The 25494-nt window shown below is 67.9% G+C and carries 22 protein-coding genes and 1 pseudogene; 16 read left to right on the top strand and 7 right to left on the bottom strand.

All coding sequences use genetic code 11. The annotated features are described in order from the left end of the window. Positions 1 to 39: 39 nt before the first annotated feature. From AC1DKN_RS14080 to AC1DKN_RS14070, 3 genes are read left to right on the top strand one after another with little or no spacing between them, the layout of a single operon-like run. Positions 40 to 1338 (top strand): CapA family protein, encoded by a 1299-nt coding sequence (locus tag AC1DKN_RS14080; protein ID WP_476871609.1) that lies wholly within the window; start codon positions 40 to 42, stop codon positions 1336 to 1338. 11 nt (positions 1339 to 1349) lie between these two features. Then, positions 1350 to 2225 carry an alpha/beta fold hydrolase gene (locus tag AC1DKN_RS14075; RefSeq protein WP_476871608.1) on the top strand — a complete coding sequence of 292 codons (876 nt, stop codon included), beginning with the start codon at positions 1350 to 1352 and terminating at the stop codon, positions 2223 to 2225. Positions 2226 to 2234: 9 nt separating this feature from the next. After that, positions 2235 to 3071, top strand: a complete 837-nt coding sequence (locus tag AC1DKN_RS14070) for an alpha/beta fold hydrolase (RefSeq protein ID WP_476858405.1) — start codon at positions 2235 to 2237, stop codon at positions 3069 to 3071. A gap of 34 nt (positions 3072 to 3105) precedes the next feature. Here the strand turns inward: AC1DKN_RS14070 and AC1DKN_RS14065 are convergent, their stop codons facing one another. Genes AC1DKN_RS14065 through AC1DKN_RS14055 form a run of 3 tightly spaced genes read right to left on the bottom strand, consistent with a single transcriptional unit; the run spans position 3106 to position 5692 of the window. Then, a complete protein-coding gene (locus tag AC1DKN_RS14065; RefSeq protein WP_476871607.1) occupies positions 3106 to 3594 on the bottom strand; it encodes a GNAT family N-acetyltransferase in 489 nt (162 codons plus the stop codon). Between the two features lie 5 nt (positions 3595 to 3599). Continuing rightward, positions 3600 to 4406 (bottom strand): type 1 glutamine amidotransferase, encoded by an 807-nt coding sequence (locus AC1DKN_RS14060; RefSeq protein WP_476871606.1) that lies wholly within the window; start codon positions 4404 to 4406, stop codon positions 3600 to 3602. Further along, the gene (locus AC1DKN_RS14055) at positions 4403 to 5692 is read right to left on the bottom strand and encodes a MurT ligase domain-containing protein (protein ID WP_476856805.1); all 1290 of its coding nucleotides are present in this window, start codon (positions 5690 to 5692) and stop codon (positions 4403 to 4405) included. The genes AC1DKN_RS14060 and AC1DKN_RS14055 overlap by 4 nt, the downstream gene beginning before the upstream one ends. A 103-nt stretch (positions 5693 to 5795) precedes the next feature. On the opposite strand from AC1DKN_RS14055, the gene pdxT reads away from it, so the two are divergent. From pdxT to AC1DKN_RS14010, 9 genes are all read left to right on the top strand, one after another. After that, positions 5796 to 6497: a pyridoxal 5'-phosphate synthase glutaminase subunit PdxT gene (gene pdxT / locus AC1DKN_RS14050; protein ID WP_476856804.1), complete on the top strand. Its 702-nt coding sequence runs from the start codon at positions 5796 to 5798 to the stop codon at positions 6495 to 6497. A 3-nt stretch (positions 6498 to 6500) separates the two neighbouring features. Then, entirely contained in the window at positions 6501 to 7256 is a 756-nt protein-coding gene (locus tag AC1DKN_RS14045; RefSeq protein ID WP_223916716.1) for a YebC/PmpR family DNA-binding transcriptional regulator, read from the top strand. A 49-nt stretch (positions 7257 to 7305) separates the two neighbouring features. Beyond that, positions 7306 to 7884: a crossover junction endodeoxyribonuclease RuvC gene (ruvC, locus tag AC1DKN_RS14040; RefSeq protein WP_079554348.1), complete on the top strand. Its 579-nt coding sequence runs from the start codon at positions 7306 to 7308 to the stop codon at positions 7882 to 7884. A 125-nt stretch (positions 7885 to 8009) separates the two neighbouring features. Continuing rightward, entirely contained in the window at positions 8010 to 8654 is a 645-nt protein-coding gene (gene ruvA, locus AC1DKN_RS14035) for a Holliday junction branch migration protein RuvA (protein ID WP_476871605.1), read from the top strand. Next, positions 8647 to 9771, top strand: a complete 1125-nt coding sequence (ruvB, locus tag AC1DKN_RS14030) for a Holliday junction branch migration DNA helicase RuvB (protein ID WP_476871604.1) — start codon at positions 8647 to 8649, stop codon at positions 9769 to 9771. Before ruvA ends, ruvB begins: the two co-directional genes overlap by 8 nt. Before the next feature lie 214 nt (positions 9772 to 9985). After that, the gene (gene yajC, locus AC1DKN_RS14025) at positions 9986 to 10408 is read left to right on the top strand and encodes a preprotein translocase subunit YajC (protein WP_476849317.1); all 423 of its coding nucleotides are present in this window, start codon (positions 9986 to 9988) and stop codon (positions 10406 to 10408) included. A gap of 104 nt (positions 10409 to 10512) precedes the next feature. Continuing rightward, on the top strand, positions 10513 to 12288 hold the full coding sequence (gene secD, locus AC1DKN_RS14020) for a protein translocase subunit SecD (RefSeq protein WP_476858410.1): 1776 nt from the start codon (positions 10513 to 10515) through the stop codon (positions 12286 to 12288). Beyond that, positions 12289 to 13308, top strand: a complete 1020-nt coding sequence (secF, locus tag AC1DKN_RS14015; protein WP_230008622.1) for a protein translocase subunit SecF — start codon at positions 12289 to 12291, stop codon at positions 13306 to 13308. A 215-nt stretch (positions 13309 to 13523) separates the two neighbouring features. Then, on the top strand, positions 13524 to 15842 hold the full coding sequence (locus AC1DKN_RS14010) for a RelA/SpoT family protein (protein WP_476849343.1): 2319 nt from the start codon (positions 13524 to 13526) through the stop codon (positions 15840 to 15842). Positions 15843 to 15882: 40 nt separating this feature from the next. Here the strand turns inward: AC1DKN_RS14010 and AC1DKN_RS14005 are convergent, their stop codons facing one another. From AC1DKN_RS14005 to AC1DKN_RS13995, 3 genes are all read right to left on the bottom strand, one after another. Then, positions 15883 to 16563, bottom strand: coding sequence for a hypothetical protein (locus tag AC1DKN_RS14005; protein ID WP_476871603.1), 681 nt, complete (start codon positions 16561 to 16563; stop codon positions 15883 to 15885). A gap of 116 nt (positions 16564 to 16679) precedes the next feature. Next, positions 16680 to 18320: a DUF349 domain-containing protein gene (locus AC1DKN_RS14000; RefSeq protein WP_476871602.1), complete on the bottom strand. Its 1641-nt coding sequence runs from the start codon at positions 18318 to 18320 to the stop codon at positions 16680 to 16682. A gap of 61 nt (positions 18321 to 18381) precedes the next feature. Next, positions 18382 to 19188: a peptidylprolyl isomerase gene (locus AC1DKN_RS13995; RefSeq protein ID WP_476849313.1), complete on the bottom strand. Its 807-nt coding sequence runs from the start codon at positions 19186 to 19188 to the stop codon at positions 18382 to 18384. Between the two features lie 278 nt (positions 19189 to 19466). Between AC1DKN_RS13995 and hisS the strand changes: the two genes are divergently transcribed. Next, the gene (gene hisS / locus AC1DKN_RS13990) at positions 19467 to 20807 is read left to right on the top strand and encodes a histidine--tRNA ligase (protein ID WP_476849312.1); all 1341 of its coding nucleotides are present in this window, start codon (positions 19467 to 19469) and stop codon (positions 20805 to 20807) included. Here the strand turns inward: hisS and AC1DKN_RS13985 are convergent. Then, a complete protein-coding gene (locus AC1DKN_RS13985) occupies positions 20804 to 22183 on the bottom strand; it encodes an APC family permease (protein ID WP_476871601.1) in 1380 nt (459 codons plus the stop codon). The genes hisS and AC1DKN_RS13985 overlap by 4 nt on opposite strands. Positions 22184 to 22306: 123 nt before the next feature. Here AC1DKN_RS13985 and aspS point away from each other — a divergent pair, with 123 nt between their 5' ends. The 3 genes and pseudogenes from aspS to AC1DKN_RS13970 form a co-directional block, all read left to right on the top strand. After that, the gene (gene aspS, locus AC1DKN_RS13980) at positions 22307 to 24091 is read left to right on the top strand and encodes an aspartate--tRNA ligase (RefSeq protein ID WP_476849310.1); all 1785 of its coding nucleotides are present in this window, start codon (positions 22307 to 22309) and stop codon (positions 24089 to 24091) included. Positions 24092 to 24186: 95 nt separating this feature from the next. Next, positions 24187 to 25017: a GNAT family N-acetyltransferase gene (locus AC1DKN_RS13975; protein WP_476871600.1), complete on the top strand. Its 831-nt coding sequence runs from the start codon at positions 24187 to 24189 to the stop codon at positions 25015 to 25017. A 119-nt stretch (positions 25018 to 25136) separates the two neighbouring features. Next, positions 25137 to 25494, top strand: a pseudogene (locus AC1DKN_RS13970) (HNH endonuclease signature motif containing protein); the annotation flags it as partial.

Here is a 25494-nt window from a genome sequence, read left to right as displayed (position 1 = left end):
TCCGTGTGTTGTGATGCCGCCCACCATAGGATGAGCGGCATGGAGAACACGACCGCGAGGCCGCGGGGCCGGATCCTGACCGCAGCAACGGCCGTTGTTCTCGGGTTGATGCTGGCATCCTGCGGACTCCTCGCCGGGCCGGATAAGCCCCCGGGTCCCACGGCCGGCGGTACCGGGGGAACGTCCGACGTTACCCAGCAGCCGTCGGGCACCCCGCCCCCGACTCCGACCCCGACGCCGACGCCGACGCCGACGCCGACGCCGACGCCGACGCCGACGCCCGGGAAGGGGCCAGGCTGTGCGGCCGCCCGGTGCGCCTCCGTCCTCGTCACCGGGGACATGCTGGTCCACCCCCAGCTCTGGCAGCAGGCCCGCGAGGACGCCCGCGCCGCCGGAGCGACGGGGCTGGACTTCGGGCCGCTGCTGGAGGGCCAGCGGCGCTACATCGAGCAGAGCGACGTGGCGATCTGCCACTTGGAGACCCCGGTGGCCGGCCCGGACGGACCATTCTCCGGGTATCCCTCCTTCAACGTTCCGCCGCAGATCATCACCGCCGTGCGGGGCGTGGGCTATCAGGCCTGCACGACCGCCAGCAATCACACCGTTGACCGCGGCACCGCGGGACTCGTCCGCACCCTGGACGCCCTCGACGCCGCCGGACTCCGGCACACGGGCTCGTACCGGACCGAGGCAGAGTCGCAGGGCATCCTGATCCTGCAGACCGCCGCGGCCAAAATCGCCGTCATTGATGCCGCATATGGCCTCAACGGGCTGCGCGCCGAGCAGCCCTGGCAGGTCGACCTGCTCGATCCCGGCGCCATGATTTCCAGAGCACGCAAGGCCAGGGCTTTGGGCGCGGACATCGTGCTGGGGGTCATGCACGCCGGGGAGGAGTACTCAGCCGAGCCCAACACCCAGCAGCGCGACGTCGCCCATGCGCTCGTGGACAGCGGCCTGTTCAGCCTGATCTACGGCCACCACAGCCATTCGGTGCTGCCGATCGAAAAGTACAAGGGAACCTGGATTGTGTACGGGCTCGGCAACGGCATCACCGAGCTCTCGCCGTCGTTCGTGGTCAACAACGAGGGCCTGTTGGTCCGGGTGCAGTTCAGCCAGGACGCGTCCGGGTTCTGGGCCGCCTCGGACCTGGCCTGGGCGCCGTCAGTGATGGTCCGCGGACCCTACCGCTGGTGTTCGGTGGCGGCCGACGCGCCGCAGGGCCGTTGCGCCGGAACGGCGGTGGACGCAGCCACGCGCCGGCGCACCGCGGCCGTGCTGGAGTCGATGGGCGCCGCGGCGGCGGGCGCCCATGAGCTTATTCTCCCCCCGGGGTCCTAAGCTTGGGCAGCATGGAGATGATCAACGAACGGCGGAGCACCGTCGCGTCCAGCGGGGCTGAGCTTGCAGTGTTCGAGTATGGCAGGGAGCCGGGACCGGAAGTGCCGACGCTGCTGCTGGTACACGGCTATCCGGACGATCATCAGGTCTTCCTGCCGGCCATCCGTGATCTGGCCCGAAGCCACTACGTGGTCGCCTACGACACCCGGAACGCGGGCGCGTCCGCCGTCGTCGGCCTCCCCGGGGACTTCACCCTGAAGAAGCTCGTGGATGACATGTTCGCCGTGCTGGCCGCCGTCGGCGCCACGGATGTCCATCTTGTGGGCCATGACTGGGGCTCGATCCAGGGCTGGGCCGCCGTCCAGGACCCCAGGGCCGCGGGCCTGATCGGCCGGTACACGTCCATCTCGGGCCCGGACCTGCGGCACTTCGCCCGCTGGGTGCGGAGCCGGTATGCACGTCCCCGGGCGTGGCTGCAGCTGGCCGGACAATTGGCCCGCAGCTGGTACATCGCCGCGTTCCTTGTGCCGAAGCTGCCGGAGGCCGCCTGGCGCCTCTTCCTCACCAAACGCTACGGGCAGATGGCCAAGCGCGACGTCGGCGATGATCCCATCCGCGGACTGGCTCTTTACCGCGCAAATTTCTTCTCGGCGGTGAACTGGCCGGCCGGCGGCCGCGTGACGCTGCCCGTCCGGGTGGTGGTGCCGCTGAAGGATTCCTTCCTGTCGCCGGACCTCGTGGACGGACTGGATTCCTGGGTGGATGACCTCACGGTGATCCGGGTGGACAGCGGCCACTGGTGGCCGGCATCCCGGCCGGCGGAGTTCGCGGAGCTGCTACGGCAGCCGCAGCCGACGCCGCAGCCGACGACTCAGATATCACCGTAGGCCGGCGCCATGGCCCGGGTAAACCGGCGGGATCGGGAATCCCGGAGCGGGACGTTCAGCAACGGGATGGAATACCTGACGTGGGGCCGGGGCCCGAAGACGCTCTTGTTCGTCCAGGGCGGACCGGGGAGCTTCGTGCCCCAGGGGGTGCTGCGCGGACTGTTCCGGCGGGAGTTTGCCGCCTATCAGGAGGCCGGGTACGCCATCTGGATTGTCACCCGCCGGCGGAACATGCCGGCGTCGCACACCAGCGCCGACATGGCGGACGACTACGCCCAGCTGATCGCCGAGGAGTTCGGCGGCCGGGTCGGCCTGGTGGTGGCCGAGTCATTCGGCGGGATGATCGGGCAGTACCTGGCCGCCCGCCATCCCGAGTCCTTCGGGCACATCGCGATGGTGGTCACGGCGGCCGAACTGAGCGCGTGGGGCAAGGACGTGGACGAGCGGATGGCCGCCGCCGTCGCTGCCGGAGACCCAGGCCGCGCCGGGACGGTCCTGGCCGAGTACCTCTTACCGGGGCCGCGGACCCGCTGGCTGCGGGAACTGCTGGGACCTGTCGTCGGCCGGCGCGTGCTGGACCCCTCCGGATGCCCCGCCGCGGACGTCCTGACGGAGGCGCGGGCCGAGTTCGCGTTTGATGCGCGGGCGGTACTGCCGCTCATTCGTCCGCCCGTCCTGCTGCTCTGCGGCGGCCGGGACGCGTTCTTCCCGAGGACGGTTGCGGAGGAGACCGCGCAATTGATTCCAGACTGCACCCTGATCGTCTACGAGCGATGGGGCCATATCCGGGCAGGATCGAGCCGGCGGGTGCCGCGCGATGTCCTGGCTTTCGTCCGGAGCCGATGACGGCAGGCGGGGCCCATGGAAGGCTGCCGGGCAGCTACCCGGCGTCCAGGAGCAGGGACATGAAGACGCTGTTGGGGTCGGCTTCGTAGCCGGCAAACGGCGGGCAGTCCGTGAAGCCGTGCCGCTCGTACAGCCGCCGCGCGGGGGCGAAGAACTCCTGGCTCCCCGTCTCCAGGAACAAGCGTTCGTAGCCGCTGTGCCGGGCCTCGGCCAGGAGGTGGCGGAGCAGCGCCGACGCAACGCCGCGCCCGCGGGCTGCATTCGCGGTGCGCATTGACTTGATCTCGGCGTCGCCGGGAGCCAGGTGTTTCAGTGCCGCGCAGCCCAGGAGCCGGGAGTCCTGCCGGGCGGTCCAGAAGCTGATGCCGGGTCCGGCCAGGGCGGCAGGATCAAGGGCGTGGACGCTTTCCGGCGGGGAGGTCGCGTACATGTCGGCGAGGTGTTCGCCCAGGAGCCGCAGGACGTCCTCGCGTTCCGGGGTGTCGCGCCCAATCCGGACCGTGCCGCCCTCGGCGCCTGCCACCTGGGTCAGCGGGGCCGGCGGGCGGCGTGTTCCCGCGCCAGCACCGCGTAGGAGTCATCCGGCGTGCCCGGGGTGAAGCTGCCGTATTTGCGTTCGACGGCGGTCCGGATCAGGAAATCCGCGAGAGCCGGGTTCTTGGGCAGCAGCGAGCCGTGCAGGTAGCTCGCCACGATGTTGCGGTAGCGGGCTCCCTCCTGGCCGTCCGTGCTGTTGTTGCCGGTACCTTTGGCCGTCGTCCCGAGCGGTTCGACGCCCGGTCCCAGTGTGGTCTGGCCGCTGTGGTTTTCGTAGCCGAGGATGTTGCCGAATTCGGGGGAGGAGACCGTGACGTTGCCGATCAGGCGCTCGTCGGTGCCGTGGGTTTCCACGTCCAGGATGCCGATGCCCTGAAGGACCGACCCGAGCCGGGTCTTGAAGAATTTCCCGAAGAGCTGGTACAGCCCGCAGATCACGAGCATCGGGGTACCCTCGTCGGCCATCTGCTTCAGGGTGGACTCGCGCGAGAGGAGGTCGTCCTGGATGACGAGCTGTCCGCTGTCCTGTCCGCCGCCACCGACAATCAGGTCCACATCTGCCGGGAACGGGTCACCAACGTTGTACTCGAGCAGTTCCGGCGTGTAGCCGTGCCAGCGCAGGCGCTGCGCGAGGACCAGGGCGTTGCCCCAGTCGCCGTAAATGTTCATGTCCCGCGGGTAGAGCTGCAGGACCCGGATGGTTCCCTTGCTGGGGGCCGCGGAATCTTCGGGCGGAAGTTCGTGCCCGAAGGACAGCTCGTGCGGGGTTTCGGGGGATTCGGGGGACGCGGGGGTCATGAGACCACCTCCACTGTGGTGATTTTGGACAGCTCGCGGCGGATGGCCAGCATGGCCGTGTAGGTGCAGAAGATCCTCTTCGGCTTGCCCTCGCCGCCGCGGATGAACGCTGCCAGTGCCGGCGCAATGTCCGTGTCGACGGCGCCGATCGCGACGTCGTCGTACTGCAGCCGCAGCGCCATGTCATACGCGCGGGAGCCCGTGAGCTGGTCCACGCCGCCGTCGCGGAGCGTGTCGAATTCGACGTCCCACAGCCAGGACATGTCCCGGCCGTCGGCGTAGTTGTCGTTGATCGCGATCATCGTGGCGTACCCGGCGGCGGGGAACGATTTGAGGCCGAGCCGGAAACCGCTGGGGTTCTTGACCAGGACCAGTTCCAGCGGCAGGCCATCGACCACGAGGCTTTCGCCGCGGCCGAACGCCGGCGCCACCTTGGACAGCGCCGTGAGCAGGCCGGCCTGGTCGGTCCCGGTGCCGCGGGCGCCGGAGACGCCGCGGGCCAGGGTCAGCGCGGCGGCGGCATTGAAGATGTTGTAGACGCCGCGCAGTTTCATCCCCGTGGTGACCGTCGCGCCGTCGTACTCGAAATCGGCGTCGTCGGCGCCCACGCGGCGCAACACGACGTCGGCGGCGGGCCGGGCGGGGGCGGCCGGCACCGGGCTGCCCGGGGCGGCGCGCATGTCGTCGTCGTTGGGGAAGGTGCTCAGCAGCGAATCGTCGAGCCCGAAGTAGAGCACCTCCGGCCCGTCCAGGGTCTGGGCGATCCGGGCGACGCGCGGGTCTTCCCGGTTCAGGACCACGGTCCCGGTGGTCTTGGACGCGATGTGCTGGAGCAGTTCGGCGGTCTTGTCGATCTCGCCGAACCGGTCCAGCTGGTCGCGGAGGACATTGAGCAGGAGGCTGTACTGCGGCGGGACCTTGTTGACGAAGTGGACGGCATGCGCCTCATCCAGTTCCAGGACCGCGACGTCGGCATCGAGCCGGCCCCGCCAGTCGACCTCGCCCAGGAGGGCCGCGGCCACGCCGCGGGTGAAGTTGCTGCCGGTGCGGTTGGTGAAGACTTTCAGTCCCTGGCTTTCGAGCAGTTCCACGACCATCTTGGTGGTGGTGGTCTTCCCGTTCGTGCCACTGACGACGGCGACCCCCAGCGGCAGCGTGGACAGCGTCCGCCGCATGAAATCGGGGTCGATTTTTTCGACCACAAGCCCGGGGAGGGCCGAGCCTCCGCCCCTGAGCCGGGAGACCCGGCGGACGAACTTGCCGAGCGGAACGCTGAAGTAAAGCATGCTCTGTAATATATCCCAGCAGCGGCATGGAACCCGGACGCCCGGTGCCGTTGCATGCGTCTTCCATGCGTGCCGTGCAGGCGCAGAGCATTATGCTGTGGGGATGACCACCCCCTCTTTTTCCCCTGAATCCCGCGTGGGAACGGGGCTCCGGATCGGCGTCCTGGCGCTGCAGGGCGATTTCCGGGAGCATCTGCATGCCGTGGAAGCCGCCGGCGCCGCCGGCGTCGGGATCCGGCGTCCCGCCGAACTCGACGGCCTGGACGGGCTCATCATCCCCGGCGGCGAATCGACCACGATCGACAAGCTCTCCCGGATCTTCGGGCTCCGGGATCCGCTGCGCGAACGCATCCAGGCCGGCCTGCCCGTTTACGGCTCGTGCGCCGGGATGATCCTGCTGGCGGACGAGATCGCGGACCCGGCGAAGGACCTGGCCGGAAACCCGCAGCAGACGTTCGGCGGACTCGACATCACCGTGCGCCGCAACGCCTTCGGCCGGCAGCGCGAGTCCTTCGAGACGGACCTGGACTTCATGGGGTTAGGGTTCAGCGCCGCGGGCGGGGCAGTGGCCCCGGTCCACGCCGTCTTTATCCGCGGGCCCTGGGTGGAGCGCGTCGGCGACGGCGTCGAAGTCCTTGCTCAGGTGGAACCGTCCAAAGCCGGCCACCCCGAATCCCTGGACGGGACGGCTAGAATTGTTGCAGTGCGTTCCGGCAAGCTGCTGGCCACCTCCTTCCACCCGGAAGTGACGGGGGAGAAGCGCGTGCATGAACTGTTTATTCGAATGATCAGAGGAGAAGCGTAAAGCATGTCAGGCCACTCCAAATGGGCGACGACCAAGCATAAGAAGGCCATCCTTGACAGCCGCCGGGCCAAGTCGTTCGCCAAGCTGATCAAGAACATCGAAGTCGCCGCGCGCATGGGCGGCCCCGACCTCTCCGGCAACCCCAGCTTGGAACTGGCCGTCACCAAGGCGAAAAAGACGTCGGTGCCCGCTGACAATATCGACCGCGCCATCAAGCGCGGCGCCGGGCTCACCGGCGAGGTCGTCGATTACACCGAAATCATGTACGAGTGCCGCGGCCCGCAGGGTTCCGCGCTGCTGATCGAGTGCCTCACGGACAACAAGAACCGTGCCGCCTCCGAGGTCCGGCTCGCCATCTCCCGCAACGGCGGCACGATCGCCGATCCCGGCTCCGTCAGCTACCTCTTCTCCCGCAAGGGCGTCGTCTCGCTGCCGAAGAACGGCCTGGCCGAGGACGACGTCCTGATGGCCGTGCTGGATGCCGGGGCCGAGGAAGTCAAGGACAACGGCGACAGCTTCGAGATCCACTCCGAGCCGACCGACCTCCAGGCCATCCGCGATGCCCTCACGGAAGCCGGCATTGAGTACGACACCGACGAGGCCGAGTTTGTGCCGTCCATGCAGGTGCCGCTGGACCTTGATGCCGCCAAGAAGTTCATGAAGCTGGTGGACGCCCTGGAAGAGCTCGACGACGTCCAGAACGTGTACAGCAACGCCGACCTCAGCGACGAAGTGCAGGCCGCACTGGAAGCCGAGTGACCCGCTCACCCAAACGTGACTTTTGGGGCCCGGTCTTGACGGCCCAACCGTGACGCTGCGCGTGTTGGGGGTCGACCCAGGCCTCACCCGTTGCGGGATCGGCGTTGTCGACGTCGAGCGGAACCGGCGGGCCACTTTGGTGGCCTTCGGCGTTGTGGGCACCTCACCCGAGGAGAGCCTGGACCAGCGGCTGCTGGTCATCGCCACGTCCATCGACGAGTGGCTGGACCGCTACGAACCCCAGGTCCTCGCCGTGGAGCGGGTCTTTTCCCAGCTCAACGTCAGCACGGTCATGGGGGTGGCGCAGGCCTCCGGTGTGGTCATTGCGGCCGCCGCGCGCCGTGGCATCCCGGTGGCTCTGCACACCCCGTCCGAGGTCAAGGCAGCCGTGACGGGAAGCGGGACCTCGAACAAGGATGCGGTCACCAAGCTGGTGACCAAGATCCTCCGGCTGGACGCGCCTCCGCGCCCTGCCGACGCCGCCGACGCCCTTGCGTTGGCCATCACCCACGCTTGGCGGGCCGGCAGCGGGGCCGCCGTAGCCACGACTGGGCCGGGCAGCCAGTCCCTCACTCCGGCGCAGCGGGCGTGGGCGGACGCGGAGGCAAAAGCGCGCCGTGCGCGCTGAATGTCCGGCTGTGACGCCGCGGGGCTTGGTAGGGTATTCGTAGATATGTTCGGATAGCCGGCGTGCCCGGCTGTACGTTCTTTCATCACCCAGTTGTAGACGCCAGTTAGACCAGGAGCCCGGCCTTGATCAGTTTTCTTCGTGGAACCGTTGCGCATGTTGGCCTGTCCTCCGCCGTGATCGACCTCAACGGCGCCGGCATGAGCGTCAACGCCACACCGCAGACCCTCAGCGGCCTCCGGGTGGGTGAGGAGGGAAAGCTATTCACGTCCCTGATCGTGCGGGAAGACTCGCTGACCCTGTTCGGCTTCGCCAGCGATGACGAACGCGAGGTGTTTGATGTGCTCCTCAGCGTCAGCGGAGTCGGTCCCCGCCTCGCACTGGCGGTGCTGACCGTCCACGAGCCCGAAGCCATCCGGGTGGCCGCCCACTCCGGCGACGGCAAGGCCTTCACGAAGGTCCCCGGCATCGGACCGAAGGTGGCCGGCCGGATCGTGCTCGAACTAGCCGGCAAGCTTGTGCCGCACGGCACCGCCGGCGCGCCTGTCGCGGCCGTGTCCGCCGAATCCGTCTGGAAGCCGCAGGTGGTGGCCGCGATGACCAGCCTGGGCTGGTCCGAAAAGGATGCCACGGCCAGCATCGACAAGTCCCTTGCCGATTCCCCGGACCTCGCGGCGAACGGCAATGTGGCGGAGATTCTCCGCGCGACGCTGCGCTGGCTGGGCCAGGACGGCGCCCGCGCCGGGAACCGGGTAGGCGCGCGTGGCTGAGCCGTCGATCGTCGCCGGGGGAGAGGAACCGGAGGAGCGGGTCATCGAAGCCGCCCTGCGGCCCAAGAACCTGCACGACTTCGTGGGCCAGCACCGGGTCCGCAAGCAGCTCTCCCTCGTGTTGGAGGCCTCGCGCATGCGTGGGCGCAGCGCGGACCACGTGCTGCTCTCGGGCCCTCCCGGCCTGGGCAAGACCACACTGTCCATGATCATCGCCGCCGAAATGAACGTTCCGCTGCGGATCAGCAGCGGCCCGGCCATCCAACACGCGGGCGACCTTGCGGCCATCCTGTCCTCACTCTCTGAGGGCGAGGTCCTGTTCCTGGATGAAATCCACCGCATGTCCCGGCCGGCCGAGGAAATGCTGTACATGGCGATGGAAGATTTCCGCGTCGATATCGTCGTCGGCAAGGGCGCCGGCGCCACGGCCATTCCGCTGGAGCTGCCGCCCTTCACGCTCGTCGGCGCCACCACGCGGGCCGGCCTCCTTCCCGGCCCGCTGCGGGACCGGTTCGGTTTCACCGGCCACCTCGAGTTTTACTCCGTCGAGGAGCTGGAACTGGTCCTGCGCCGCTCCGCCGGCCTGCTGGACCTGAAGGTCAACTCCGCCGGATTCAGCGAGATTGCCGGCCGGTCCCGAGGCACGCCGCGCATCGCCAACCGGCTCCTGCGCCGGGTCCGGGACTGGGCGCTCGTGCACGGCATCGAGCAAATCGACGCGCGGGCGGCCTCCGCGGCCCTGGACATGTATGAGGTGGACAAGCGGGGCCTGGACCGGCTGGACCGTGCCGTTCTCGAGGCCCTCATCACCAAGTTCGGCGGCGGCCCGGTAGGCCTGTCCACGCTCGCGATCGCCGTCGGCGAGGAAACGGAGACCGTGGAAACGGTCGCCGAGCCCTATCTGGTGCGCGAAGGACTCCTGGGCCGGACGCCGCGCGGCCGGATAGCCCTGGCGCCGGCATGGACGCACCTGGGCTTCGCCATTCCGGCCGGCGCCTTCGGCCAGGACCCGCTGGAACTGTTCCAGGCCGACGAGCCGGGCGAGAGCCCGATCGGCGGGTCCGCTGGGGATCTCGGCGAAGAAACCGATCCTCAGTGGATCCGAAACAGCCGCTAGCACCGTTCTTTCAGCTTTTCCCTTTAGACTGGTATGACGCTCGGCACGTCCGGGTTTTGTTTCCGTGGGCGGAGAGCAGGTAGCCGCCGGCGGTCTGGGGGACGGTCTCGCGGCCAGTTTGCTGCGCAGACCCCTGCCCGCGCCGTCAGGAGCAAACGGACGTTGCTGAAAAACAGCTATGCAAGTACAGAACGGAACTTTCCCCTTGGATCTAATGACAATTCTCCTGTTCGTGATGCTTGGCGTGTTCGTCTTCATGATGTTCCGCCGCAACAAGAAAACGCAGCAGCAGCAGGCGCAGCTCCAGTCGAAGTTCGGCCCGGGCGTCGAGGTCATGACGAGTTTCGGGCTGTTCGGCCGGATCGTCGACATTGACGAAGCGGAGAACAAGGTCACGCTTGAGCTTTCCCCGGGCAACACGGCCACGGTGCACCGCCAGGCCGTCACCAAAATTGTGGAGCCGGTTGTCGCCGCCGAGGAGCCCACGGTCGTTCCCGACGACGCGTCCTCGCTGACCACCGAGAAGCTGGGTGCTGAGGGGACCGACGCCAGCGCCCCCGTCCACGACGCGCCGCGCACCGAAACGCCCGAGGAAACCCTGCGCCGCCTCAACGACGAAGGCAAAAAAGACAGCTAGTCTGCCTACCTGAGCTATCCCGCGAAGCAACGGTTGCGGGCATCCGTCGGCGGGGCCCAGAGCCCGCGCCGGCGGATCCGCCGTAAATAATAGAAAGATCGACAATGGCACGAACTGGCCCCAAAAACTCAGCCATCAGGATGCTGGTCTGGCTTGGCGTAATCATCGCCGCCATGACGGCTGTCCTGGCGGGCGGCACGATGGCCGGCCAGGCGGGCTGGGCTCCAAAGCTCGCACTGGACCTTGAAGGTGGCACCCAGATGATCCTGGCGCCCAAGGTTGAGGGCGGTTCGGGTATCACCGAAGACCAGCTCAACCAAGCCGTGGCGATCATTCGCCAGCGCGTGGACGGCTCGGGCGTTGCGGAAGCGGAAATCAGCACGCAGTCCGGCCGCAACGTCGTCGTCAGCCTCCCGGGAACCCCTGCCAAGGAAACCCGTGCGCTGATCCAGGCTTCCGCCGACATGAACTTCCGCCCGGTCATCCAGACCGGCCCCGGCGCAGCGGTCCCCGCCGCCTCCAGGACCCCGGATGCCCAGCTGCCGAAGCCGACAGCCGCGCCCGCCAACAGCAGCGATGAGAACTGGATTACCCCCGAGGTCTACAAGCAGTTCGAGGCCCTCGACTGCGACAACCCCTCCCAGGACAAGCAGCAGCGCTCCGACCCGACCAAGCCGCTGGTGACCTGCGAGCCGGCCTCGGCCAAGTCGCCGGCCATCAAGTACATCCTCGGTCCGGTGGAGGTGAAGGGCTCGAACATCAAGTCCTCCTCGTTCCAGCTGCAGCGCGGCGCCCAGGGTGCCGTGACCAATGAATGGGCCGTCAACATCCAGTTCGATGACGCGGGCACCACCAAGTTCAAGGAAATCACCGAGCGCCTGTACCAGTTCTACGCCGCCGGCGGCGGCCAGACCGGCTCGGATCCGAAATCCCAGTTCGCAATCGTCCTGGACGACCAGGTCATCTCCGCCCCGCGCTCCCTCGCCGTCATCACCGACGGCCGGCCGCAGATCACCGGCGGATTCACCGAGGAGTCGGCCAAGGCCCTCTCCGACCAGCTCCGTTTCGGTGCCCTGCCGATCAGCTTCGAAATCCAGAGCGAACAGCAGATCTCGGCAACCCTCGGCGGTGAGCAGCTCCGCATGGGTATGCTCGCCGGCGTGATCGGCCTCCTGTTGGTGTTTGTCTACTCGCTGTTCCAGTACCGGGCCCTTGGCCTCGTGACCGTGGCATCCCTCGTGATCGCCGGGGTGCTGACGTTCTTGGCCATCGCCATCCTCGGCTGGACCGAAAACTACCGGCTTTCGCTCGCCGGCGTCGCGGGCCTGATCGTGGCCATCGGCCAGACAGCCGACTCGTTCATCGTCTACTTCGAACGCATCCGCGATGAGCTCCGCGAAGGCCGCGGCCTGGTCTCGGCCGTCGAAAACGGCTGGAAGCGGGCCAAGCGCACCATCCTCGCGTCCAAGGCCGTGAACCTTCTCGCCGCCGTCGTGCTGTTCTTCGTGGCAGTGGGCAACGTCCGCGGCTTCGCGTTCACCCTCGGCCTCACCGCGATCGCCGACCTCATCGTCGTCTTCATGTTCACCCACCCCACCCTGCAGCTGCTGGCCCGGACCAAGTTCTTCGGCGAAGGCCACCGGTTCTCGGGCCTGGACCCGAAGCGCCTCGGCGCCGTCCCGCTGTACCGCGGTGCCGGCCGGGTCCGGACCCCGGAGGACAAGCCCGTGGCAGTGGTGCGCGCGAAGAACACCGGCGCCGCCGCCGAGGCAGAACGCCGGATGACCATTGCAGAACGCCGCCTCGCCGAAAAGCAGGAGCAGGCACAACAGGCACAGCTCGCCGGTACCTCCAAGAGCGCGTCCAAGGAGGGCAAGTAAATGGTCAACTTCTCAACATTCGGCAATGAGCTGTACACGGGCAAGCGCTCGTACGACTTCGTCGGCTACAGGAAGCTGTGGTTCCTGATTGCCGGGATCGCCGTCGCCCTCTCCATCCTGATCCCGGTCGCCAAGGGTGGGTTCAACCTCGGCATCGAGTTCCGCGGCGGCTCCGAGTTCACGGTCTCCAACGTCAAGACCACCGAGGCCTCCCTCGGCGAGAAGGCCGTCAAGGACGTCGTGTCGGGATCCGTGCCGCGCGTGGCTAACGTCGCGGGTACCACCATGCGCATCCAGACGGACAAGCTCTCCGACGACGAGACGCTGCAGATTAAGGAAGGCCTCACCAAGGCCTACGGCGTGACCGATAACGAAGTCACCTCGACCTTCGTCGGCCCCACCTGGGGTGCGGACGTCACGAAGCAGGCGCTGATGGGCCTGGCAATCTTTGTGGGCCTGGCCGCCGTCCTGATGGCGCTCTACTTCCGGACCTGGAAGATGTCGCTCTCGGCACTTGTCGGCATGGCGGTCACGATGTTCGTGACCGCCGGTGTTTACGGCCTCAGCGACTTCGAAGTAACGCCGTCGGCCATCATCGGCTTCCTCACGGTGCTCAGCTACTCGCTGTACGACACCGTGGTGGTGTTCGACAAGATCCGGGAGAACACCTCGGACATGCAGGCCTCCACCCGGCGGACCTTCGCCGAAGAGGTCAACCTCGCCATCAACCAGACCCTGGTCCGGTCCATCAACACCATGGTGGTGGCCATCCTGCCGGTCGGTGCGATCCTCTTCATCGGGGCCGGGCTGCTCGGTGCCGGAACGCTGCGGGACCTGTCCCTGGCGCTGTTCGTCGGCATCCTGGTGGGCACTGCCGCCACGATCTTCATCGCGGCTCCGCTTTACGCCGCGCTGCGGCAGGGCGAACCCGACCTGGTCAAGCAGGCCAAACGGGTGGAACAGAGGCGTGCTGACGCGGCAGCCAAGGCCGAGTCGCCGGCGTCGCCCGCCACGGCCTGAACCGTCCCCAGCGGCCACAAACGGGCCGGAGACCGTCGTTTTCGACGGCCTCCGGCCCGTCGCCGTATCCCCGCCGGTTATCGAAGTATCCTGCTGCGGGAATACACTTGAATAATTAACCGGTCGCGAGAGGTGCTCCATTGGAAGAACGTTCGACGCCGGTGCCGGAGGCACCTGCGGACAAGGGCCAAGGCCAGGGTTCACAGACTGGCCTGGTGGTTCCCGGACGCCCCGATGTTCCCGTGCCGGTGGACAACTCCGGTGCCCGGCCCACTTTTCCCGGCCGGCGTGAGCGCACGAGGTCCCGCCTTGCCCGGCTGACGGGCCGTGGCACTCCGGCCTACTCGCCGATTTTGGAGCCGTTGCTGCGCACTGTGCGCGCCAACAACCCCAAAGAGGATTTCGATCTCATCCAGCGTGCCTTCGTGGTCGCCGAGCGTTGCCACCGGGGCCAGAAGCGCAAGAGCGGCGACCCGTACATCACCCACCCCGTCGCGGTGGCCACCATCCTCGCCGAACTCGGCCTCAGCGGCACCACGCTGGCCGCGGCCCTGCTGCACGACACCGTCGAAGACACGTCCTACACCCTCGCCGACCTCAAGACCGAGTTCGGTCCGGAAGTGGCCATGCTGGTGGACGGCGTCACGAAGCTGGACAAGGTCAGCTTCGGTGAGGCGGCCCAGTCCGAGACCGTGCGCAAGATGGTCGTCGCGATGGCCAAGGACATCCGCGTCCTGATGATCAAACTCGCCGACCGGCTCCACAATGCCCGCACGTGGCGTTTTGTCTCGGCTGAGTCCTCGGCCCGCAAGGCCCGGGAGACGCTGGAAATCTTCGCGCCGCTGGCCCACCGGCTTGGCATGAATACCATCAAGTGGGAGCTGGAGGATCTGTCCTTCGCTGCCCTCTATCCCAAGGTGTACGAGGAAATCGTGCGCATGGTGGGGGACCGGACCCCGGAACGCGAAAAGAACCTGGCGGTCATCCGCAACCAGATCACCGAGGACCTCAGGGCCGCGAAGATCAAGGCCACGATCACCGGGCGGCCAAAGCACTACTACTCGATCTATCAGAAGATGATCGTCCGCGACAAAGACTTCGACGACATCAACGACCTCATGGGCGTGCGCGTCCTGGTCGATTCTGTCCGGGACTGTTACGCGGCCCTGGGCGCGATGCACTCGCGCTGGAACCCCCTGCCCGGGCGGTTCAAGGACTACATCGCGATGCCCAAGTTCAACATGTACCAGTCGCTGCACACCACGGTGATCGGTCCCGGCGGCAAGCCGGTGGAAATCCAGATCCGCACCCACGAGATGCACCGCCGGGCCGAGTACGGCGTCGCCGCGCACTGGAAGTACAAGGACCAGCCGAACCGGACGGCGGCCGGCCCCGGCAGCCCGCGCGACGGCGACATGGGCTGGCTGCGTTCCCTCGTGGACTGGCAGCAGGAAACGTCGGACCCCGGCGAATTCCTTGACTCCCTGCGCTTTGAAATCAACGCCCGGGAAGTGTTCGTCTTCACCCCCAAGGGCGAGGTCATGGCACTCCCCGCCGGGTCCACCCCCGTCGACTTCGCGTACGCCGTGCACACCGAGGTGGGCCACCGGACTATCGGCGCACGCGTCAACGGCAAGCTCGTTCCTCTCAACAGCGAACTGAACCACGGCGACTGGGTCGAGATCTTCACCTCGAAGGCCGAAGGCGCCGGCCCGAGCCAGGACTGGCAGCACTTCGTCAAGAGTGCCCGGGCCCGGAACAAGATCAGGCAATGGTTCAGCAAGGAACGCCGCGAGGAAGCGATTGACCGCGGCAAGGACCTCCTGACCAAAGCGATGCGGAAGCAAAACCTTCCACTGCAGCGGCTCATGACCCACGACGCCCTCGCTGCGATCGCAGAGGACTTCAAATACGCTGACATCTCCGGGCTCTACGCCGGCGTGGGCGACGGCCATACCTCCGCCCAGTCCGTGATGGAACGCCTGGTGGAGAGCCTGGGCGGGAATGAGCACCCGGACGATGCCCTCACCGAGGTCTCCATCCCCACCCAGGTGAGCAAGGCCCGGTTCTCCGATTCCGGCGTCGTTGTCCGCGGCGTGGACGACGTCTGGGTCAAGCTCGCCCGGTGCTGCACGCCGGTCCCGCCGGATCCGATCCTGGGCTTCGTCACTCGTGGCTCCGGGGTCTCCGTGCACCGGACCGACTGCACCAACGTGAGCGGCCTGATGGACCAGCCGGACAGGATCGTGGAGGTGGACTGGGCCCCCACACAGTCCAGCGTGTTCCTGGTGGAGATCCAGGTCGAGGCGCTGGACCGCAAATCGTTGCTCTCCGACGTCACCCGGGTGCTCTCGGAAAACCACGTCAACATCCTGGCGGCGAGCGTGCACACGTCCACGGACCGGGTGGCAATCTCCAAGTTTGCCTTCGAGATGGGCGACCCGAAATACCTTAGCCACGTGCTCAGCGCGGTCCGCAGGATCGACGGCGTCTTCGACGTGTACCGCACCACCGGAAACCGCCGCCGCAGCTGACCCGGCAGTTCAGGCCTCGGTCCAGGCTTACTGGACGGGATCAATCTGGCGCCGCCGGCTCTGCCTCGAGGGCGGCGAGCTTCGCCAGGGCCGCCCGCTTGTGCGGAACGCGCGGACTCGCCTCCACGGCGAGCCTGACCAGCCGCAGGCGGACGCCCAGCTCGGGACGAGCCAACAGCGCCCTGAGGGCCGGCACGGCCCGCTCCGCGTCCACGTGCATCGCCACGTCCACCGCTGTGCGCAGCGGGCTGGACACCATCAGGCCTCCCATGCTCACGACGTCGAACGGCCCCAGCCGAACTTCGTGGAAGGTGCAGCCGCGCACGGACCGCAGACTGGAAATCCGCCGGTTGGCGTCAACCAGCAGCGCCAGGCGGTCAGGTTCCGTGGCACACCCATAGATCCATGCCGCGGTCATCCGGCCCGCCACGACCCGCTGCCGGATCGCCGGCGCCACCACCAGGGCCGCGGCCCGCGCGCGAAGCTGCGGACTGGCATGGGACCCGGGCGGCAGGTAGCCGCGCTGATACAGCTGGGTCAGCACGCCGTCGGCGGCCATGGCCTGCAGCTCCGGCCAGGAGAACAGCGCGCCGGGGGAGTAGAGCTCGCAGTGTTCCGGCCCCGGACCTGGACTTGGAGTCCCCGGCACCGGAGCTCCCGGCACCAGGGCGTGCCGGCCCGGATCCGGCGGAGCGGTGGGAGCGCGGGGCATGACTACCATTCCGCCATCGTTCCCGGTTCCCCGGACATAGAACAGGCCCCGTACCGGTCATGTGGATAACCGAAACGGGGCCTGGACTGACCTGCTGGTGTACTTCGTACTGGGGTGCCGCGTGCCTAGGAGAGTTCGCTCGCTGAGCGTTCGAGCTGCTCCAGCCAGGCCTGGCGTGCCTCGAGGGCTTCCCGGGCGGCCTTGATCTTGCGCTCGTCGCCGGCCTTCTCCGCCTTGGCCAGATCTTCCTTGAGGCCGGCAATAGCGGCCTCGAGCTGGGTGAGGGCGCTGTTGGTGCGCGCCTTCGTCTCCGGGTTGGAGCGCTTCCAGTTTTCGTCCTCGGCGTGGCGGACAGCGTCCTCCACCTTCCGCAGACCGGCTTCGATGCGGCCCATGTCGGCGCGCGGCACCTTGCCGGCCTCTTCCCAGCGGTCCCGGATGGACTGCAGCGCCTTCTTGGCTGCCGCGAGATCCTTGATCGGCAGGAGCTCGTTGGCTTCCACCAGGAGCGCTTCCTTTACCACCAGGTTCGCACCGTACTCCTGGTCGATCTCGTCGTTGGCTGCCTGGCGGTTGGTGAAGAAGACGTCCTGGGCGGCGCGGAAGCGGGCCCACAGCGCGTCGTCGTCCTTGCGGCTGGCGCGGGGTGAGGCTTTCCACTCATCCATCAGGCGGCGGTACTCGCCGGCGGCAAAACCCCAGTCGGTCGAGGAGGAAAGGGCCTCGGCCTCGGTGATCAGCTTCTCCTTTGCGGCCTTGGCCGCCGAGTTGTTGCTGTCCAGCTGGGAGAAGTACGCGCGGCGGTGCCGGTCAAACACCGTGCGGGCGGCGCGGAACCGCTTCCACAGTGCGTCCTCGTTGCTGCGGCCGAGCCGGACGCCGCTCTTCTGGGCGGTCTTCCAGCTCTCGAAGAGTTCGTTCATCCGCGCGCTGGAGGTCTTCCACTGGATCTGCGCGGGATCGTGGCCGGCAATTTCCTCGGCCTCGGCCACGATGGCCTCGCGGGCGGCAAGCTCAGCGGCGCGGACAGCGTCGTGCTCGGCCTTCTCAGCCTTTTCCAGCTCGCCAATCTGCGTCACCAGAGCGTCCAGCCGGGCCTCGGCGGAGCGGATGTCGCCCACCATGTTCCGCTCGGCGAGCTGCTCGCGCAGGTGCGTGACGGTCTTCTGCATGTCCGCGGTGGGCGCCTTGGAGCTCACCCGCTGTTCCAGCAGGACGATCTGGGCCACGACGTCCTCGAACTTCCGGGCGAAGTAGCCCAGGGCCTCGTCCTCGCTGACCCCCGGGTACTGGCCTACGGGGTATTCCGTGCCGTCAACGGTCAGGAAGACGTGGCCGTCGCCTTCAACACGGCCCCAGCGGGCCGCTTCGGCCAGTGAGGCTGCGGAGGACACGGCCGCCGGGGCCGGAGCCGGTGCGGCCGCGGACGGCTTGGCCTTCGGCCGGCCGGCAAACGCTGCCGGGCTCGGCGCGGGACGCGCGGCCGGCGCGGGACCCGGCGTCGGAACCGGGGCGGCGGTGGCTTCAGCTTGGTCAACAGGCTCGGCCGTCTCCGCCGGCTCGGCAGGTTCTGCCGGAACGGTGGGCACAGTGGCCTCGGGTGCCTCGGCGGGTTCCTCGCTGGTCGCGGCTGGGGCCTCGGGTGCCGCAGTCTCGCCGTCGGAGTCTACGGCAGCGCCTGCACTCTCGGCGGGGGTCGCCTCGGTTTCGGTTTCGTTGGCAGCTGCTGTTGCCAATGTTTCGTCGGATTTCTGACTGTCTGTCACCGCTAGAAGTCTTTCGCTTGGAGGGAAATACCGGGACCAGGGCCTTGGGGGCCGCGGCTGGTTACTTCAGTGAGAACGAGTCTATCGTGACTGGTTCCGCAGGTGCGCCGTCGGTGGCGTTGTCGCCGGGCTTCAGTCCGGCAGCGGCAATACCGCCCACCACGTCGAGTCCAGAGGTCACCTTGCCCACCACCGTATAGCCCCCGGCGGCATCCGCTGGAATGACGGTGTCCTTGTACACAATGAAGAATTGGGTGCCGTTACCGTTGGCGTTCCCGCCGGTCCGGGCCACTGCGATGGTTCCGGCGGGGTACTTGTTGTCCGTCGGGGTGTTTTCCAGCGGGCCCCAGGTGTAGCTCGGGTCGCTGCTGCCGTCACCTGCCTTGGAACCGCACTGGAGTACGCCGAAGTTCTCCGCCGTGGTCAGCCGGTGGCAGCTGACGCCGTCGTAGAACTTTTGGTCGGCAAGGGATTTGAAGACCGCCGCGGCCTGGGGGGCCTTCGTGCCGTCGAGTTCGACGCCGAGCGTACCGCGGTTCAGCTTGAGCTCGCCCGTGAACGTCTTGCCCGCGGCAGTCTCCGGCTTGGGGATGTTCGCGCCGTTCGTCGGGGCCGCTGTGGGTGAGGCGGATGCCGACGGGCTGTTCAGTCCCTCCTGCGCGGCCGCGAATTCCTCTTCGGTCGGGTTTGAGGCGAAGGCGGTCAGCTGAAGCACCAAGGCCAGGCCAATTGCGGCCGTGCCGGCGCTGATGGCGAAGACGTTGTCGCGCTTGCGGCGCTTGTCCTGGTCCCGGCGCAGGCCGCGCCTGGCCTCCATCTGCTGGACGCGCCGCTTCGCCTCGCGTGCGCTGCGTGAACTGGCCGCCAAAGGTCCTCCTGGTTGTATGGCCGCCACCATGACGGGGCCGTAGGCGCCGTCGCGGTAGCAGTAGCAAGCTGCCGGCAGTCCCACCGGGTCCGGCTCCGTTGGAAGAAGCGGGCGCCGAACGCATAAACTGACTGCCGCACACAGTTTATGCACGACTGGCCGGTCTGCCGCTTATCTTCGTTACGTTTCGACAGAGAGAATGCCGCCTGACGCCCGCGCCCGAAGATACTGCACTAGCAACGAGATACCGCAGTGGTAACCAGAGGAGAAATTTCACCATGGCACGCACAGCCTCCCTGTCAGGATTCCCCGAGTGGCTTCCCGAGGAGCGGCTGGTGGAACTCCATGTGCTGGACACGCTGCGCCGGACCTTCGAGCTCCATGGTTTCTCCTCGATCGAGACCCGCGCCGTGGAGACGGTGGGCCAGTTGCTGCGCAAGGGGGAAATCGATAAAGAGGTCTATGGCCTGAGCCGGCTCCAGGACGATGAGGACTCCGCGGCCAAGGTTGACCCGCATGCCCTTGCCCTGCACTTCGACCTCACCGTGCCCTTCGCCCGGTATGTCGTGGAAAACGCCGGCTACCTGGCGTTCCCGTTCCGCCGTTACCAGATCCAGAAGGTCTGGCGCGGCGAACGTCCCCAGGAGGGACGGGCCCGCGAGTTCACCCAGGCGGACATCGACGTCGTCGGCGACGGCGAACTGCCGTTCCGGTACGACGTTGAAATCGCGCTGGTGATTGCCGAGGCGCTCAACGCGCTGCCCATCCCCGACTTCCTGCTGCGGATCAACAACCGCAAGCTGGCCGAGGGCTTCTACACCGGGATCGGCCTCACGGACACCGCGGGCGTCCTGCGCAGCATCGACAAACTCGAGAAGGTCGGCCCGGCGAAGGTGGCCGAGTTGCTCAAGGAGGAACTCGGCGCCACTGACGATCAGGCGCAGGCTGCCCTGAAGCTCGCGGGCATCCGCACCACGGACACGTCCTTTGTGGAGCAGGTCCGGGCGCTGGGCGTCACCAACGAGCTGTTGGAGGAAGGCCTGAACGAGCTGGAGCAGGTCATTGCGGCCGCCGTCCAGCACGCGCCGGGACGGGTCGTCGCCGATCTCAGCATCGCCCGCGGCCTCGATTACTACACCGGCACCGTGGTGGAAACCGTCCTGGTGGGGCACGAGCAGCTGGGCTCGATCTGCTCCGGCGGCCGCTACGACGCCCTGGCGAGCAAGGGCAACCGCAAGTTCCCCGGCGTCGGCCTCTCGATCGGCGTGACCCGGCTGGTGTCGCGGATCCTGAGCCAGGACCTGGCCAAAGCCACCCGCTCCGTGCCGACCGCCGTGCTGGTGACGCTCAACAACGACGACAGCTGGGCCGCCGCACAGGATGTCGCCGCGCAGCTGCGCAGCCGGGGCATCGCCACGGAGGTCGCCGCGAAGGCCGAGAAGTTCGGCAAGCAGATCAAATTCGCCGACCGTCGCGGCATTCCGTTTGTCTGGTTCACTGACGACGACGGCAAGCACCAGGTCAAAGACATCCGCACGGGCGAGCAGTACGACGCCGACCCGGACTCGTGGACGCCCTCCGAGGAGGACCTGCACGTGCGCGTAGTCGCCGCGGGCTAGGACTTCCGGGCAGGCCCGTTAGTGTCCCGCGTCCTGCGCACCAGCAGGACCAGGAACCGCCCGGCCACCCCTGCCGCCAGCACCGCCGCCATGAACAGCACGGAGGCCGGCGGCAGGGTGACGGCCAGGACCAGGCAGCCGAGGAAGCCCAGCAGATTGAGCCAGCGCGGCGCATGCCAGGGGCGGCCGGCCAGCGTGAAAGCCGCGGCGTTGGTCACGGCGTAATAGACCAGCACGCCGAAGCTGGAAAATCCGACCACGGTCATCACGTCGGTGCTCAGCAGCAGGACCACGACGGCGGCCGCGACGGCCAGTTCCGCCGTGAACGGGACGGTGCGGGCGCGGCCCACCTTGGCCAGCGGGGCGGGCAGGTCCCGTTCCCGCGCCATCGCCAACGTGGTCCGGCCGACCCCGGTGATCAGGGCCAGCAGCGCGCCGAGGCAGGCCGCCGCCGCTCCGGCCTGGACGAACGGGACGCCGGCGCCGAGGCGGGAGACCGCCACCGCGTCCAGCAGCGGCGCCGTCGAACCCGCCAGCTGCTGCGGGGGCAGGTGCCACTGCAGCAGCGCGGCCAGGCCAAGGTAGATCACGAAGGCCCCGGCCAGTGCGGCCAGGATGGCCCGCGGGATGGTACGGGCGGGATCCTTGACCTCCTCGCCGAGGGTGGCGATCCGCGCATAACCCGCGAAGGCGAAGAACATCAGCCCCGCGGCGGGAAGGACGCCCCAGCCGCCGGAGGGCGGCGCGGGATAGGCCGGCGCCGCCGACACGGCGGGGGCGCCCGCCGGGTGCGGACCGAGCAGGGAGGCCACGGCGACGAAGACGAGCGTGGCCAACACGACGGCCAGCAGGATCCTGGTCAGCAGTGCGGTCCGCGTGATGCCGAGCAGATTAACTCCCGTGAGGACGACGACGCCGGCAACCGCCAGCGGCGTGGCATAGGCCGGCGCCACGTAGTGCCCGAACGTCAGCGCCATCGCCGCGCAGGACGCCGTCTTGCCCGTGATGAAACCCCAGCCCGCAATGAAGCCCGGCCACTGGCCGAGCTGCCGGCGCCCATACACGTAAGTTCCCCCGCTGTCGGGGTACCTTGCCGCCAACTGGGCCGACGCGACGGCATTGCAGTAGGCGATGACGCCGGCCACGGCCACGGCAAGTGTCAGCAGCGGCCCGGCCAGGGCTGCGGCGGGGGAGAACACGACGAACACGCCGGCGCCCAGCATCGAACCCAGGCCGATTGCCGTGGAATCGAACACGCCGAGGCGGCGCTGCAGCCGCTGGTGTGGCCGCTGCGGGCCGGGGCGGCCGCCGGGCTGATCGCGGTGCTGACCGGGGGGCTGGTCGCCGGGCTGGGTTCCGTTGCGCCGGGTTGCCATGGCAAAAGGGGCCTTTCCAACGGGTAAACTCGAACGGGATCGTTCCCGTAGCGATCCTATTAGAACGTCATTGTTTTGTTATCGCTTTTGATTTTCCCTCTGTCTTCTTCAGAAAGGCGTGCTGTGCTGCGCACACATGACCTCGGATCACTTCGCTCCGAGCACATTGGACAAACCGTAACCCTCGCCGGCTGGGTCGGCCGGCGTCGTGACCACGGTGGTGTCGCATTCGTTGACCTGCGCGACGCGTCCGGCGTCGCCCAGGTTGTGGTCCGTGAAGAAGAGGTCTTCCACGGACTGCGCAACGAGTATGTGCTGCAGATCGTCGGCACCGTCTCCCAGCGTCCCGACGGCAACGAGAACCCGGCGCTTCCCACCGGCGAGATCGAGGTCATGGCCGAGAAGGTCACGATCCTCAACACCTCCGATCCGCTGCCGTTCCAGATCGACGAACACGTTGAGGTGGGCGAGGAAGCACGCCTGAAGCACCGCTACCTGGACCTGCGCCGCCCCGGCCCCGCCCGTAACCTGCGCCTGCGTTCGGAAGCCAACCGGGTGGCCCGCGAACTGCTCCACCAGGACGGCTACGTGGAGATCGAAACCCCCACGCTGACCCGTTCGACGCCGGAAGGCGCCCGCGACTTTGTGGTTCCCGCCCGCCTGGCGCCGGGTTCCTGGTACGCGCTGCCGCAGTCCCCGCAGCTGTTCAAGCAGCTCCTTCAGGTGGGCGGCTTCGAAAAGTACTACCAGATCGCCCGTTGCTACCGCGATGAAGACTTCCGCGCGGACCGCCAGCCGGAATTCACCCAGCTGGACATCGAGGCCAGCTTCGTGGAGCAGGACGACATCATCCGTCTGGGCGAGAACATCGTCAAGGCCCTGTGGAAGCTGATCGACGTCGAGATCCCGACGCCGATCCAGCGCATCACCTACCACGACGCCATGGCCCGCTACGGCTCGGACAAGCCGGACCTGCGCTTCGGCCAGGAACTCACCGAGCTGACCGAATTCTTCAAGGACACCAACTTTGGTGTCTTCAAGGCGCCCTACGTCGGCGCCGTCGTCATGCCCGGCGGCGCCTCCCAGGCCCGCCGGGCCCTCGACGCCTGGCAGGAGTGGGCCAAGCAGCGCGGCGCCAAGGGCCTGGCGTACGTCCTGTACAAGGAGGATGGCGAACTCGCCGGTCCCGTCGCCAAGAACCTCACCGAGACCGAGCGGGCGGGTCTCGCCGACGCCGTCGGCGCCAAGCCCGGTGACTGCATCTTCTTCGCAGCCGGCGAGAAGACACCGTCCCGCGCGCTCCTCGGCGCTGCCCGCGTCGAGATCGGCCACCGCACCGGGCTCATCAACCCTGCTGACTGGGCCTTCTGCTGGGTCGTGGACGCACCGATGTTCGAGCCGGCCGCCGCTGCGGTCGCCTCCGGCGACGTCGCCGTCGGCGCAGGCAAGTGGACCGCCGTCCACCACGCCTTCACCTCGCCCAAGCCCGAGTTCATGGACTCCTTCGACGCCGATCCCGAATCGGCGCTGTCCTACGCCTACGACATCGTCTGCAACGGCAACGAAATTGGCGGCGGCTCGATCCGTATCCACGAGCGCGACGTCCAGGAACGCGTCTTCGAGCTCATGGGCCTGGACAAGGAAGACGCGCAGACCAAGTTCGGCTTCCTGCTGGAGGGCTTCAAGTTCGGAGCCCCTCCGCACGGCGGCATCGCCTTCGGCTGGGACCGCGTGGTTGCCCTGTTGGCCGGTGTGGAGTCCATCCGCGACGTCATCGCGTTCCCGAAGTCCGGCGGCGGCTTCGACCCGCTGACCCAGGCTCCCGCTCCCATCACGGCGCAGCAGCGCAAGGAAGCAGGCGTCGACTTCAAGCCGCAGCCCAAGAAGCCTGAAGACGGCAGGGACTAGCCTGCGAGCTTCAGCGGCAGGGGCTCCCCTGGCAACCGGGGAGTCCCTGCCGTCTGTCATTAGTTGCCCGCATTCGTCCCGGACGGAGTAGCCCGATGAACCTGGACCCGCGCCCCGGGATGATTCCTGGATCCGTCCCCGGGCTGGAGACGCTGATGGATGCAGCGTGGCCTGCCGCGGAGCGCGAGGAATCCGGCGGGTGGGTGCTGCGGGCGGCGTCAGGGGTGACCCAGCGGGCGAACTCGGTCTGGCTGATGGATCCCGGCGAGGATCCGCACCGGCAGCTCGCCGCAGTCCGTGACGCCCGGCTTTGGTACCGCAGCCGGCGGCTTCCGCTCATCTTCCAAATTTTTGACGGCTCACGCCACGCGGCGCTCAACGCGGTGCTCGACGCCGAAGGGTTCACCCGGCAGTCCGAAACCTTGGTGCTGGTCCATGTTCCCGGTGCTGAGTCCGGCGTCGGGCCCGGCGCCCCCGAACCTGCCGTGGAAATTTCGGCCGAGCCGTCGGCGGAATGGCTGGAGCTGTGGTGGAGCGTCGACGGCCGCGGGGGAGCGGACGAGCTCGCCGTGGCCCGCGGCATTCTCGAAGGGTGCCCCTCGCTGTACGCTCTGGTGCGGGACGACGGCGGCGCGCCAGCCGCCGTCGCACGCCTCGCCTTGCCCAACACCGGCCCGTCCGGGCCCGGGTGGGGCGGGCTGTACTGCATGGCAACGCGTCCGGATGCACGGCGTCGGGGCTATGGCGGCCGGGTGGTCCGGGCGCTGCTGCACGAGGGCGGGGCCCGCGGCCTGGCGGGGTACTGGCTGCTGGTCATGGCCTCCAACGCCGGTGCCCGTGAGCTGTACGCGCGGGCAGGGTTCCGCGAAACCGGCCGCTACCTCTACCGTCAGGACAGGCCCAAGCGGCACCTGACCGGCTGCTAAGGATTCCGGCTCCCGCCGTTAAGGGCTCTCCGGTGTCGCGGGATGTCCCTCAGGCTAATGCTCACCCTCGAGGACAGCCGTGTCGCTATTCTGTCGGTGGCACCTGAGATGATCTGAGTGTGGAGAGCAGGACAGCGTTGAGCGCGGAGAGCGGTACGGCGATAGAAGCCGTCGCCGCCTCGGTTGCCGCGCTGGCTGCCTTGGCCGGATCGGCCGCTAGCGACGATGCGCCTGCTGCCGACCCGGTGGGAGACGGCGATCCGCTGCGGCGGCTGGCGGACGGTTGCCTGGACGGGCTCGCCGAGGTCGCCCGGATGGAGGCCCGGATGGCCGCGTTGAGGGTGCGGCTGACCGCCGACTACGCGCAGGCAACCAGGTTCCTGGCGCCGCCGGCGCCGTCACCGCGGGACCGTGCCGTACAGGAGATGGCACTGGTGGCCGAGGTCGCCTGTGTCCTGACCGTCAGCGAACGCGCCG

It is taken from the genome of Arthrobacter sp. 01N444, assembly GCF_056399305.1.
The sequence above is the reverse complement of the archived record's forward strand: the minus strand, read 5'-3'. Positions and strand labels throughout refer to the sequence as shown.